Source organism: Sphingomonas sp. Root241 (genome assembly GCF_001428865.1).
GTDB lineage: Bacteria > Pseudomonadota > Alphaproteobacteria > Sphingomonadales > Sphingomonadaceae > Sphingomonas.
The window spans coordinates 171,821-183,966 of the sequence record NZ_LMIV01000004.1 but is presented as its reverse complement, the minus strand read 5'-3'; the positions used below and the strand labels follow the sequence as shown (position 1 = coordinate 183,966).

At 65.1% G+C, this 12,146-nt stretch carries 9 protein-coding genes; 3 read left to right on the top strand and 6 right to left on the bottom strand.

Annotated elements, in window-relative coordinates:
• Positions 1-145: 145 nt before the first annotated feature.
• The gene (gene fucP / locus ASE13_RS18040; protein ID WP_414885519.1) at positions 146-1,456 is read right to left on the bottom strand and encodes an L-fucose:H+ symporter permease; all 1,311 of its coding nucleotides are present in this window, start codon (positions 1,454-1,456) and stop codon (positions 146-148) included.
• Positions 1,457-1,612: 156 nt separating this feature from the next.
• On the opposite strand from fucP, the gene ASE13_RS18035 reads away from it, so the two are divergent.
• The gene (locus tag ASE13_RS18035) at positions 1,613-2,404 is read left to right on the top strand and encodes an IclR family transcriptional regulator (protein WP_056619494.1); all 792 of its coding nucleotides are present in this window, start codon (positions 1,613-1,615) and stop codon (positions 2,402-2,404) included.
• Positions 2,405-2,439: 35 nt separating this feature from the next.
• On the opposite strand, the gene ASE13_RS18030 is transcribed toward ASE13_RS18035, so the two are convergent.
• Positions 2,440-2,775, bottom strand: coding sequence for an L-rhamnose mutarotase (locus ASE13_RS18030; protein WP_056619491.1), 336 nt, complete (start codon positions 2,773-2,775; stop codon positions 2,440-2,442).
• Positions 2,776-3,001: 226 nt separating this feature from the next.
• Between ASE13_RS18030 and ASE13_RS18025 the strand changes: the two genes are divergently transcribed.
• Both ASE13_RS18025 and ASE13_RS18020 read left to right on the top strand, forming a co-directional pair.
• Positions 3,002-4,318 carry an L-fuconate dehydratase gene (locus tag ASE13_RS18025; RefSeq protein ID WP_056619488.1) on the top strand — a complete coding sequence of 439 codons (1,317 nt, stop codon included), beginning with the start codon at positions 3,002-3,004 and terminating at the stop codon, positions 4,316-4,318.
• A gap of 170 nt (positions 4,319-4,488) precedes the next feature.
• Positions 4,489-4,899, top strand: a complete 411-nt coding sequence (locus tag ASE13_RS18020; RefSeq protein WP_321164357.1) for an endonuclease domain-containing protein — start codon at positions 4,489-4,491, stop codon at positions 4,897-4,899.
• Positions 4,900-5,230: 331 nt separating this feature from the next.
• Here the strand turns inward: ASE13_RS18020 and ASE13_RS18015 are convergent, their stop codons facing one another.
• The 4 genes from ASE13_RS18015 to ASE13_RS18000 form a co-directional block, all read right to left on the bottom strand.
• Positions 5,231-5,884: a hypothetical protein gene (locus tag ASE13_RS18015; RefSeq protein ID WP_056619485.1), complete on the bottom strand. Its 654-nt coding sequence runs from the start codon at positions 5,882-5,884 to the stop codon at positions 5,231-5,233.
• 15 nt (positions 5,885-5,899) lie between these two features.
• Positions 5,900-7,423, bottom strand: a complete 1,524-nt coding sequence (locus ASE13_RS18010) for a tryptophan halogenase family protein (RefSeq protein WP_082597027.1) — start codon at positions 7,421-7,423, stop codon at positions 5,900-5,902.
• Positions 7,420-8,931, bottom strand: coding sequence for a tryptophan halogenase family protein (locus ASE13_RS18005; RefSeq protein WP_056619482.1), 1,512 nt, complete (start codon positions 8,929-8,931; stop codon positions 7,420-7,422). The genes ASE13_RS18010 and ASE13_RS18005 overlap by 4 nt, the downstream gene beginning before the upstream one ends.
• An 82-nt stretch (positions 8,932-9,013) precedes the next feature.
• A complete protein-coding gene (locus tag ASE13_RS18000) occupies positions 9,014-12,025 on the bottom strand; it encodes a TonB-dependent receptor (RefSeq protein WP_082597024.1) in 3,012 nt (1,003 codons plus the stop codon).
• Between the last annotated feature and the right edge of the window lie 121 nt (positions 12,026-12,146).

Sequence of the window (12,146 nt, the reverse complement as noted above, 5' to 3'; positions counted from 1 at the left end):
CAGGCGGTCCCCAGATCAATCAGCTCGGCAAGAACGCCTGCCAGATCGCGCCGGATGCATGGGCCCTCGCCATGGACATTGAAAGCACGCGATCGCATTTTTCCGCGAGTCGAATTGATCCGAATCGGGCCTGGTGCACGACGGATCAGATCCGCAACGTCCTCGCCCGCAGTGCGAAGGCCATGACGACGAGAAAACACAGGGCCGGCACCAGCATCGCCCACAGGATCGAGCCGCTCGCGTCCGATGTATAGCCCATCGCCGCGGTCAGGACCGCACCGCCGATGATCGCCATCACGAGCAGAGCCGCCGCCGATTTGGTCCGCGCGCCCAGCCCCGCCACCGATTCTGCGAAAATCGTCGGGAACATGATCGACATGAAGAAGCTCGTCGCGACGAGCGCGGCAGTTCCGGCGAAACCGCCCATCGCGGCAGCAACAACGCACAAAAGAGCTGAAATGCCGGCAAAGCTCGCTAGCAGCGGTAGCGCCGCGATACGGCCCATCAGCATGACCCCCGCGAAACGCCCGACCATGAACAGCGCCAGCGAGAGGGTGAGATAGCTGGCGGCGCGGTGTTCGTCGGTCCCGGGCACCGCGACCTGCGCATAGCGGATCAGATAGCTCCAGACCCCGACCTGCGCGCCGACATAGAAGAATTGCGCGACGACACCGAACAGCAGCCGGCGCTCGCGCAGCAGCGAGCGGAAGTCATCGATCGCGCCGACGCCTTCGTCGACGTCGCTCTCGGTCGCCACCGGAGGAAACCGGACGACACGGATCAATATCGCCCAGCCGATCACGACGAGGCCGATCACCAGGTAAGGGAGCTGGACCGAGGAGGCTTCGCTCGCGCGCCATGCCTCGAGCGCGGCGGGCGTCATCGCCTGCAGCTGCGCGGGCGAGACCGTCACGCCCGACAGGATGAATTGGCTACCGAGCACGACGCCGGTGATTGACCCGAGCGGGTTGAACGCTTGGGCGAGGTTGAGGCGCCGCGAGGCGGTCTCCTCCGATCCCAGCCGCGCGATCAGGGGGTTGGCGGAGGTTTCGAGGAAGGCGAGGCCGCTGGCGATCACGAACAATGCGGCGAGGAAGAAGGGATAGCTCTGCGCACCCGCCGCCGGCCAGAAGAGCAACGCGCCGAGCCCGTAGAGACCCAGTCCGGTCAGCACGGCAGCGCGATAGCCCCGTGCGCGCATGAACAAAGCGGCGGGAATCGCGAGGCAGAAATAGCCGAGATAGAAAGCCGACTGGACGAGTCCCGCCTGCAGGTCGCTCAGCGTGAACAGCTTCTTGAAGTGCGCGATCAGCACGTCGTTCAAATTGTTCGCGACGCCCCAGAGGAAGAACAAGGCGACGATCAGAATGATCGGGAGCAGCCCTGCGACGGCATGGCGGCCGCGCGGCAGCGCCTCCGGCGCGGCGAATGGAGCTCGGGCTTCCATGTGGCTCATTCTCTCCTCCAATGGCCCTCTCCGGGGCTTGCGCATATAAAAACACTCTTCACATACGAATGCAACTTTTCCGCCGCGCCCTCTGTGCCGCTCCGTCTTCATTCCGGAGCCGGCAACAGTTACACGGTGCGGGCAAGAACGCCATGAGGGGGTGCCGTGAAGAAGGCCGCTGAAGACAAAAGCGAGATCGACTCGCGCTATCGGGCCCCCGCGCTCGAAAAAGGAATCGACGTCCTCGAACTGCTCGCGACCGAGGCGCGGCCGATGACTTTGACCGCCATCGTCAACCGGCTCGAGCGCTCGCATGGCGAGCTGTTCCGCATGGTCCAGGTGCTCGAGTTCCGCGGCTATATCGAGCAGGATCCGTCGAACGAAGGCTATCGGCTGACCGACCGGCTGTTCTCGCTGGGCATGCAGCAGCCGCGCACGCGCAACCTGATCGAGGCAGCGCTGCCGGTGATGCGCCAGCTCGCATCGAGCGTCGGTCAATCCTGTCATCTCGCATTGCACACCCAGGGCGAGATGGTGGTGGTCGCGCGGATGGAGTCGAGCGAGCAGCTCGGCTTCTCGGTGCGCGTCGGCTATCGCCGGCCGCTGGTGCAGGCGGCGTCGGGAGTGGTGCTCTACGCCTTCCAGCCCGAGGATGTGCGCCGCCGCTGGGAGAGCCTGCTCGATCCGCAGCTTCCGGAAGCCGAGCTGGCGGCGTTCCGCGCGCATGCCGACGAGATTCGCGAGCGTCAGGTCGAACTCACGCCGAGCAAGTTCGTCGCGGGCGTCACCGATATCTCGGCACCAGTGATGCGCGGCGGGATGGCCGCGGCGGCGCTGACCGTGCCCTATCTCAAGAAGCTCCAGCCTTCGATCTCGCCGAAGGAGACCGGCGAACTGGTCCGGCTCGCGGCCGAGCAAATCTCCGAGCAGCTCGTCGAGGGCGACAGCCGCATCTGAGAATCAGGCGGCCCGGGCAGACGCCCGATTCGCGATCATCGCGTTTCGCCGAACGTGAAGATGCGTTGCATCGGCACCCATTTCTCCCCCGGCGCGGCGTGGGGCAGCGCACGCTGGAAGCGCCACATCAGCGTCTCCCATTCGGCGATCTCCGGGGGAGCCTCGACCGCGCGGGGATAGTCGTCGGCGACTTGCGTGATCATCACCATGCGGTCGCCGGTCCGCCAGATCTCCATCCCCTCGATGCCTTGTGCATGGAGATGGTCGAGAACCATTGGCCAGACCGCCCCCGGGGCATGGTACGCCTCGTACTCGGCGATGAGCGCAGCATCGTCGACCAGGTCGAGCGCGAAGCAGTGTCGCCTTGTCATTATCCTCCCATTCCCCCGATTCAGTGTCCGGTTCCGTCGCCATGTCTTTTAACACAACAGGAAACTTGCGCCACAGGCGATTCCCACCTATGAAAATCGTTATCATCTGCGAACACGCGATGGTATCGTCCGGACTATCGGGCGATGCAGGAGGGGCAGCAAGACCGATGATCGAAAGGGCACGCATGACGAGCCGGCAGGCGCATCGGGAGCTGGTCTCCGCGTAATGGCCATCATCCGCAAATTGCGCGTACTCGACGTCCGCTTCCCCACGTCGCAGATGCTCGACGGGTCCGACGCGATGAATCCCGATCCGGATTATTCGGCGGCCTATTGCATCCTCGAGACCGACGATCCCGCTCTCGAGGGCCACGGCCTGACCTTCACCATCGGCCGCGGCAACGACATAGTCTGCGCGGCGATCGAGGCGCTCGCCCCACTGGTCGAGGGGCTCGACCTCGACTGGATCCGCGCGGACGGCGCGCGATTCTGGCGGCACATCACCGGCGACAGCCAATTGCGCTGGATCGGTCCCGAGAAGGGCGTGATCCATCTCGCCACCGGCGCGGTGGTCAATGCGGTGTGGGACCTGCTCGCCAAGGCGGCGGGCAAGCCGCTGTGGCAGCTGATCGGCGAAATGTCGCCTGCCGAGCTAATCGGACTGATCGACTTTCGCTACATCACCGACTGCATCACCCCCGAGGAAGGCGTGGCGCTGCTGGAGACGCGCGCCGCGGGCAAGGCGGAGCGCGTCGCGACGCTGCTCGACAAGGGCTATCCGGCCTACACCACTTCGGCGGGCTGGCTGGGTTATTCGGACGCCAAGCTCGAACGGCTGTGCCGAGAAGCAGTGGCGGAGGGCTTCGATCATGTGAAGCTGAAGGTCGGGCAATCGGTCGAGGACGACATCCGCCGCGTGGCGATCGCGCGCGAGGTATTGGGGCCCGAGCGAAAGCTGATGATCGACGCGAACCAGGTCTGGGAAGTCGACCAGGCGGTCCGCCATCTCGGCGCCCTGGCCTTCGCCGATCCCTGGTTCATCGAGGAGCCGACCAGCCCCGACGATGTCGAGGGACATCGACAGATCCGCGAAGCGGTGGCGCCGATGCGCGTCGCGACCGGCGAGATGTGTCAGAACCGGGTGGTCTTCAAACAGTTCATCATGCGCGGCGCGATCGACGTGGTGCAGATCGACGCGTGCCGGCTGGGCGGCGTCAACGAAGTGCTGGCCGTGCTGCTGATGGCGGCGAAATACGACCTGCCGGTGTGCCCGCACGCCGGCGGCGTGGGGCTGTGCGAATATGTCCAGCACCTCGCGATGCTCGACTATCTCTGCTTCGCCGGCACGACGGACGGGCGCGTGATCGAATATGTCGATCATCTCCACGAGCATTTCCTGGATCCGTGCGTGGTGGAGGACGGCGCCTATCGCGCACCGACCGCGCCGGGCTTCTCGATCGAGATGAAGGCATCCAGCCTCGCGACTTTCGACTATCGCAAGCAAGCGGCACGGACGCCGGTGGCGGCGGACGCGGCTGAATAAGGGAAGAGCAGACGCTGGCGGCGTGGCCTGGAAAGCTTCGCTGAAAGCGCCCTGATATGTGGTGATCCGACTGCTAACGCCCCAGAATCAGTCATTCTTGTTCCCCTCCCTGCAAGGGAGGGGTTAGGGGTGGGTTGGCGAGCGAAGCGAAGCCATTGTACGCTCACCGCATGCTGCGCCGTGTCGATCCGCGCCTGACCGCCCGTGCACGCGAGCTGCGCAACAACCCGACGCCTGCCGAACTTGCGATCTGGCACCGCGTCGCCCGCTTCCGCCCGGCCTTCACCCGACAATTCGTCGAGGCGCCTTTCATCATCGATCTGGTGTGCAGGAAGGCGAAGCTCGCGATCGAACTCGACGGCAGCCAGCACATCGAAACCGTGGAAGCCGATGCGCGGCGAACGACATTTCTTGAATCGCAGGGCTGGCGTGTGCTTCGTCTCTGGAACTCTGACGTGCTCGCCAACCCCGACGGTGCCGGCCAGCATATTCTGTCGACCGCCGCCGAGTGCCTCGGCGGCACCCACCCCCATCCCCTCCCTTCCAGGGAGGGGCGTGCAAGACGGCCACGTTATCGCTGATCGACCGCTTTCCACTCATTTGCAGACATGCTTGCAATGTAGGATTTCGCCTGGCAGCCTCCTCCAGCTCTTTGATATCGTAACGCCCCTCTCATCGGTGCTCGTGCGAAAACAGGAGTATGATGCTGCCTGGTCCACACCCTCCTGGATCGCCTGCGCAGGAACAGGCCAGAACCAAGCAGGCAGTGTGACCCTAGTGTGACCTTTCGCGGCTAACCATCGATAGCGGACATACCGAAAACCCGGCTGGTTTGGGCCAAGCTCGATCGCGCTAGCTTCTCTTCACGCGCCGTGTCCCATGCGGAGACGCTCCCTCCTCCACTTCATGATCTTACTGACCCGCCGGCGCGTCGAAGCGGAAGCTGTGTTCCTCGCCGGCAAGTGACACCGTCACCACCAGTCCGCGTTCGCGCTTGCCCGGGAACCGGATCTTCTCGGTGACGAGCTGGCCCGCCGCAAGCTGGCCCGGGGCGATCGTCGCGTCGGCGAGGATGCCTGCCTTCAGCGCGGCGATCTGCTTCTCGGCGGCGGCGACATCGGCGGGCCTGGGTTTGCGCTTGTGGGTGCCCTGCGCAACCACGTTACCCATCCCGCCGGTATAGCCGCTGACGTCCTTCTGGCCGGAATTGTTGGTCATGATCGCCGGCGCCGCCACCACGGAGACCGACCCCGATTCCTCCATCCCCGCGGCCGAACGCACTTCGGCGATCAGCGCCGCGAGCGGACGTATTGCGACGCTTTCGCCCGCAGCAGTGGTGATGCGCACCGAGGCTGGTCCGAACGGGACTGGAGCCCGCGTGCGGTTCTGCGCGGCGACGCGCAGCACGAGCCGCCCATCGGACAATGCGGGATCGGCACTGATGCTGACCGCGCTGGCCGTCTTGGTGGAGGTAATCCCCGCAGTGATGTCCTGCAGCATGGCAGCCGCGAGCGGAGCCGCGGCACTCGCCAGCAGCAACGGCAGGATGACGATGCGCAGCTTCATGGTCACGGCTCCAATTCAGGATGCGAGCGGGATCGGGCGTGCCGCGGCGCGGCAATGGTGTTCGATGAACTGCTGGTGCGTCGGCATGCGATCGACGGCCTGGTCGATCACCTGACGCATCCCGCCGAGGATCGCGGCGAGCTCCTGCGGCGCTATCGTATCGGCCAATGGATCGTGCGTGGCGGGATGCACCCCCTGGCCCAGCAGCACCGCGAGCCAGCTCGGCGGATGGAAGAGCTCGTGCTGGCGCTCGATCAGTCGGCCATTGGCGCGGAACATCTCGATCTTGGCGGCGAGCGTATCGGGGATCGCCATTGCGCGGCACTGGCGCCAGAACGGCTCGTCGCGCTGGTTCGCCTGATAGTGCAGGACGAGGAAGTCGCGGATCGACTCCATCTCGGCATCGACCAGCCGGTTATACTCGGTCGCCAGCAAGGGATCGAAATTGCGGTCCGGGAACCAGGACAGGAGCCGCGAGATGCCCGTCTGGATCAAATGGATGCTGGTCGATTCGAGCGGCTCGAGAAAGCCCGAGGCGAGGCCGAGCGCGATGCAGTTGCGGTTCCAGGCGCGGCGCCGGCGGCCGGTGGTGAAGCGGAGCTGGCGGGGTTCGGCCTCGGGCGCGCCGTCGAGATTGGCCATCAGGCTGGCGTGTACCGCATCGTCCGAGATCGCGCCGCTGCAATAGACCTGGCCATTGCCGGTGCGGTGCTGGAGCGGGATTCGCCATTGCCACCCGGCTGGGCGAGCGGTCGAGCGCGTGAAGGGCTCCGGATCCGCGATACGCGCGCACGGAACGGCGAGCGCGCGGTCGCAGGGCAACCACCGGGTCCAGTCCTCATAGCCGGTGTCGAGGGCTTCGGTGATCAGGCCGCGGAAGCCGGTGCAGTCGAGGAACAGGTCGGCTTCGAGGCCGCGGCCGTCGGCGAGCGTGAGGCGTTCGACGAATCCGTTCTCGGGCCGCAGCACGACCTCGGCGATCTTGCCCTCGATGCGCTCCACGCCACGGCTTTCCGCGAGCCCGCGGAGATAGCGGGCATAAAGCGAGGCATCGAAATGATAGGCCCAGGAGAAGGTCGAGAAGACCCGGCCCGATTGCGGCGTCGGGATCTCGAACCTGCCGCGATACGCCGCCTGATGGTTGAGCGACCAGGCGTCGAGCGGCGTGGCGTTGCCGAGCGTGCGTGCGCGCAGCCATTGCTGGTGGAACGGCGTTAGGCCGAAATCGTCACCATAGCGACCGAAGGGATGGAAATAGCGCTCGCCTTCGCGGAGCCAGCCGACGAATTCGATGCCGAGCTTGAAGGTGCCTTGCGTCTCGCGCACGAATTCGCACTCGTCGACGCCGAGGAGCTTGTTGAAGAGCTGGATCGGCGGGATCGTGGCTTCGCCCACCCCCACTGTGCCGATCTCTTCGGATTCGACCAGAACGATACGGCATTGGTGCGGCTTGAGCGCCGTCGACAGCGCCGCCGCCGCCATCCAGCCCGCCGTGCCGCCGCCGGCGATCAGGATCGAGCGGAGTTGCGCGTCGCTCACGCGGCTTCGGCCAGGCAGCAGCGCTGGATGAACAATTCGTGCGGCGGCATCGTTTCGGCGGCCTTGGCGAGCAGGCGGCGGCGATGCGCGAGCCCGGCGCGGAGCCGCTCGGGATCGAGCCGGTCGACCAGCGGATCGTAGCGATCGGGAAGGAAACCGTTGCCCGCGAAGATCGCCACCCAGCTCGGCTCCTGATAGGATTCCTCGGAAAGCAGCGGCACGCGGCCGGTCGCCTTGAAGACCTCGATCTTGTGGCGGAGCGTGTCGGGCATCTCCATCGCCCGGCAATAGTCCCAGAGCGGCGCATCGTCGCGGCGAGTGAGGGAGTAATGCAGGATCAGGAAGTCGCGGATCCGCTCGAATTCGTTCGTAGTGAGGCGGTTATATTCATCGGCGATGCGCGGATCCCAGTTGCGGTCGGGGAAATACTCCACCAGCCGGGCGATCGCCGTCTGGATGAGCTGGATGCTGGTCGATTCGAGCGGCTCCATGAACCCGCCCGCCAGCCCGATCGCGACGCAATTGCCGTTCCAGAATTTCCGGCGCCTGCCGGTGGTGAAGCGCAGCACGCGCGGATCGGCGAGGAGCTTGCCCTCGACATTGGCGGTGAACAGGTCGCGCGCGCGTTCGTCGTCGGTGAAGCGCGTCGAATAGACATAGCCGTTGCCCATCCGGTGCTGGAGCGGGATGCGCCACTGCCAGCCCGCTTCACGCGCGGTGGAGATAGTGTACGGCGTCGGCGGGCCCATAAGCGCGCTGGGGGCTACTACTGCGCTGTCGCAGGGCAGCCAGTGGCGCCAGTCCTCGTAACCGGTGCCGAGCGCCTCCTCGATCAGCAGGCCGCGGAACCCCGAGCAATCCACGAACAGGTCGGCGGCGTGGCGCTGGCCGTCGGCAGTGACCACCGCCGCGATGCGACCGGTCTCGCCTTCGAGCTCGGTGTCGACCACCCTGCCCTCGATGCGGCGGACGCTGCGCTGCTCGCAGTAATTCCGCAGGAAGCGGGCGTAGAGCAAGGCGTCGAAATGGAAGGCGTAGCGATAGAAGCTCGTCTGGCTGGCGGGATCGGCCGACGGCGGCGCGAACCGGCCGCGGCGGGCCATCGCATAAGGCAGGCTATAGTCGTCGATCGGCGTAGCATCGCCTTCGCCACGCAGCTTGAGCCAATGATGATGCGGCGCGATGCCTTCGATCGCGTCGCCATAATCGCCGAAGCCGTGAAAGTGGGTGTTGCCGATCGTGCCCCAGTCGCGAAACGCGATGCCGAGCTTGAAGCTGCCTTGCGTCGCCTTGACGAACTCGCGCTCATCAATGCCGAGCAGGCCGTTCAGATGCTGCATCAGCGGCACCGTCGCCTCGCCGACGCCGATCGTGCCGATCTCCTCGGATTCGATCAGCGTGATGCTGCAGCGTGCGGGATCGAGGAAGCGCGAAAGCACGGCCGCACTGATCCACCCGGCGGTGCCGCCGCCGACGATGATGATGGATCGGATGGCCTGATCGGACATGGACGCCTTCGAGGTTAGGCGCGAGCGAACCCGGAAGAAAGAGTGGCGGCGCCCCCGAAGGAGCGCCGCCCAGTTTCTGGGATCAGAAGCTGGCCCGGATGATGCCGGCGATGCGCCTGTCGGTATCCGTCCAGCTGTAGCGCGGATGGAGGACCGCACCTCCGACGTCCAGGAACGTGCGCGTGTTGAGCAGATTGGTGCCCTGCACGCCGATCTTGATGTTGTTGGTGATGCTGACGAGGAGCGAGCCGTCGAGCTGGCCGTAATCCTCCGACCAGACCGGGGCGTTCAGATTGGCGGCCGACGTGGTCAGCAGATATTCGGAGCGCCAGTTATAGGCGAGCCGCGCCGAGACTCCGTATTTCTCGTAGATCGCGGCGACGTTGTAGCTCCATTTCGAGAGGCCCTCGAGCGGCAGCGTGGTATCGTCGGCATTGCGGGTCTGGTTGGGATCGAGCGTGTTGACCGGCTGATTGGCCCCGCCGGTGCTGTCGACATAGGTAACGTTGCCCGAAAGACCGAGCCCGCCGAGCGGGCCGGGCAGCATGTCGAAGAACTGGGTGTACGCCAGCTCGAAGCCCTTGATCTTGCCGTGCTCGCCGTTGACCGCGCGCGTGACGTTGAAGGTCATCGCCTGGCCGTTGTTGACATAGGTCTCGTTGGCGTTGCCCGAGATGATGTAGTCCTTGATGTCCTTGTAAAAGGCCGCGAACGTCAGGCTGTTCGAACGCCCGAAATAATATTCGGCGCTGAAGTCGAACTGGTCGGACCTGGTCGGCTTGAGGAACGGATTGCCCGCCTGGCCGGTGAGGCCCAGGGGCTGCGGCAGCAGCCCGGTCCCTGCGGGGTTGAGCGTGAAGCCGAGGGAGGCATAGGGCCTTAGCTGCGAGAAATTGGGCCGTACCATCGCCCTACCCGCCGCAACGCGCAGTTGCAGGTTGTCGGTCACCTTGTACCGCAGGTTGAGGGTCGGCAGCACGTTGGTGTAGCTGTTCTCATAAGTCGCGTTCGAGAGCCGCCCGCCGCCGCCATTGTTCGAGAAGGCGAGCGCAGGCGCCAGCCCCGAACAGGCCGGCGCAGTGGGCGTCGCGGTGCAGGGCGAAGTGATCGTCCCGACGCTCAGATAGCCGGTCGCCTCGTTCTTGGTGCGAACGACGCGAACGCCGATATTGCCGTCGAAGCGATCGGAGCCGAAGCGCAGCATGCCATAGCCTGCGAGCGTCTTCTCTTGCTGGGTGGCGACGCCGCCCAGCACGTTGTCCGTCCCCGGATTGGCGTTTTCGTAGCTTTGGTCTGTGAGCGGTGCCCAACCCCAGCCTGCGGTCTGTGTCGAATGCAAATAGCCATAGGCATTCGCCGTGCCGTTGGTCATCAGGTCGGCGGACGGGAACCAGCCCACGCCCGGAAGGCCCACGTTGCCGCGGAAGAAATCGTCGTAGTTGAACAGCTCGGATTGCTGTGGCAGCCCCGTATTCGCCGGCGAACCGGTCTGATTGAGATAGACCGGGTTCCCGCCCCCCAGCCAATACTGCATCGAGAGCAGGCTCCAATTGTAGCCCGTCTGACGCGTTACGGCCTCGCGGTCCGTCGCGCGGATGCCTGCACGGAACGACTTTAGGAAGCTGTCGTCGTTGAACTTATACTCGACGTCGAGCCGTTCGGCCCATTGGCCGGCCGCGTTATCCTCGAGATGGTCCATCGCGGCGGCCCACCAGTAATTGTTCTGACTGCCGAGCGACGCGCCGTGCTCGACCGTGCTCACACTCGGCGTGTTTCCGCGCAGATCGAAGAGGATGTCCGGGCGCCGCGCGTCGAAGCCCGGATTGGCGAGATTGGCCCCGGCGACGCCGAACTCGCTGAACGCAGTGAAGCTGAGCACGTCCGAAGTGGAGTGGACCCGCTGGACGTCGGCGCTGATCGCCCAATGATCGTCCGGCGTCCATTGCCAGTTGATCGAATAGTCGCGCGTCACCTTGTGCGATTCACCGTAGCGGGTGTCGAGATCCATGTTGGCGTTGCGATAGGTGCCCGCCTGGAGCACGCCGTCGTCGCCCAGCTGATAGGTCGAGTCATAATCGGGCAGCTGATAGACGCCCTCGGCATGCTCGATGTCCTTCGGGTCGGCCGAGGAGACGAAGGCTTCGAACGTAAAGGTCATGTCGGGATCGGGGCGCAGCTGGACCGATCCGTTGAACGAGGTGCGCTTCTGTTCCCAGTCGATACGGCGCCAGCCGAGCGACGAGGGCACGAGAATGTTCTGGAATCCGGCGGGCGCGCCGCCGTTCGCGCGCACCGTATAGGTGCCGAGCTGGATGCTGTCGGTGCGGTTGCCGATATTGTTGATGCTGCCCGAGAGCAGTATGCCGATCTCGCCGATGCCGACGTCCCAGCGATTGCTGTAGAGGCCGTTGGCGGACCAATAGCCCTTCTTGCGCATGTCGGCATAGTTATAGTCGCCCGAGACCGCGATCAGCTGGCCCGCCTGGTCGAAGGGCTTCCGGGTCCGCAGATTGACGATGCCGCCGACCCCGCCCTCGACCATTTCGGCCGAGGGATTCTTGTAAACATCGACGCCGGCGAGCAGATCAGGCGAAACATCCTCGAAGCTCAGCCCGCGGCCGTTATTCGCCGAAAAGACGTCGCGGCCATTGGTTTCGGAACGGACCCAGGAAAGGCCGCGGATGAAGACGCCGCCGCCCTCGGCCGCGAGACGCGCGGGATCGCGGTTCTCGTTGGTGCGCTGGAGCGTGATGCCGGGAATGCGCTGGAGCGCTTCCGAGACCGAGCGATCGGGAAGCGCGCCGATATCCTGCGCGCTGATCGAGTCGACGATTTGATCGGCGTTGCGCTTGGTGTTGCGCGCGGTGGTGAGCGAGGCGCGGATGCCGGTGACGACGATCGTCTCCTGATCCTGCGTCTCGGCGGCCGGCGCGGCAGCCTGGGTCTGATCCTGCGGCGGCGCAGCGGCGACGACCGGATCGTCGGCTGCGAAGGCCGGCGCGGCCCAACCCGTAGCGACGAGGGCAAGCGTGGAAACACCGCGGCGAATCAGTTTTGCGCGTGATTTGCCGCGACCGGAACGAACCTCAGTCATCAAACTCCCCCTCCTTGTTCGCGGAAGGAAAGAGTCCGGCCCTGCGCCGTATTCTGACCCCTTCCGCAATCGTCCCCCGGCCTCTGATCGGGTGGGGTGACAATATTTATTAGCGCTAACA

Bases quoted from the DNA above. Each gene is read 5' to 3' on its own strand.
- fucP (WP_414885519.1), bottom strand. From the start codon at position 1,456: ATGAGCCACATGGAAGCCCGAGCTCCATTCGCCGCGCCGGAGGCGCTG.
- ASE13_RS18030 (WP_056619491.1), bottom strand. From the start codon at position 2,775: ATGACAAGGCGACACTGCTTCGCGCTCGACCTGGTCGACGATGCTGCG.
- ASE13_RS18025 (WP_056619488.1), top strand. From the start codon at position 3,002: ATGGCCATCATCCGCAAATTGCGCGTACTCGACGTCCGCTTCCCCACG.
- ASE13_RS18020 (WP_321164357.1), top strand. From the start codon at position 4,489: ATGCTGCGCCGTGTCGATCCGCGCCTGACCGCCCGTGCACGCGAGCTG.
- ASE13_RS18015 (WP_056619485.1), bottom strand. From the start codon at position 5,884: ATGAAGCTGCGCATCGTCATCCTGCCGTTGCTGCTGGCGAGTGCCGCG.
- ASE13_RS18005 (WP_056619482.1), bottom strand. From the start codon at position 8,931: ATGTCCGATCAGGCCATCCGATCCATCATCATCGTCGGCGGCGGCACC.
- ASE13_RS18000 (WP_082597024.1), bottom strand. From the start codon at position 12,025: ATGACTGAGGTTCGTTCCGGTCGCGGCAAATCACGCGCAAAACTGATT.